The organism is Campylobacter concisus, assembly GCF_002914195.1.
Lineage (GTDB): Bacteria > Campylobacterota > Campylobacteria > Campylobacterales > Campylobacteraceae > Campylobacter_A > Campylobacter_A concisus_M.
This window is the reverse complement of sequence record NZ_PPAU01000039.1, coordinates 1-485: the sequence shown is the minus strand read 5'-3', so window position 1 is coordinate 485 and position 485 is coordinate 1. Positions and strand designations below refer to the sequence as shown.

Annotated in this window: 1 protein-coding gene; it reads right to left on the bottom strand. The window is 30.7% G+C overall.

Features of this window, described 5'->3' with window-relative positions:
- Positions 1–406, bottom strand: a 406-nt coding sequence (locus CYP28_RS00865) for an SET domain-containing protein-lysine N-methyltransferase (RefSeq protein ID WP_141090884.1), incomplete at its 3' end; no start/stop codon positions are given.
- Positions 407–485 lie beyond the last annotated feature (79 nt).

Here is a 485-nt window from a genome sequence, read left to right as displayed (position 1 = left end):
GTTTCAGAGGTTCTTTATTATAGTCTATAAGAATTTCATCACCTTCGCGTATATCTTTAATCGTTTCAATGCGGATAGGATTATACTTTACTTCTACGTTTGGATCACTAGAGTGATTAATATAGCTATATTTTGTTCTAAAGGCTCTAACTAAGAGCGTATTTGTATCAAGAGCATTCCATTCCATAAAAATATAGTCTTGGTATTTTCCTAAATTTATAGTCTTAGCCATTCCGTCGTAGTGATCCCAGCTTATAACTTGACCATCCAAAAAACACAAAATCGTGCCGCTGTCTAAATTTTTATCAGCAAAAAGTCCAAAGCCATCTATTTTACTTTCGGCAATATGGGTAAATTTTATGTTGTCAATAACATTTTTGTTTATAAAATTAAAATCAGTCGTCATCTGTTTTTTATCTTTTTTTATGCGCTCAACATTATTTTTATAATGGATTTTTCTTTATTACCTTTTAGATCGTCTAGTG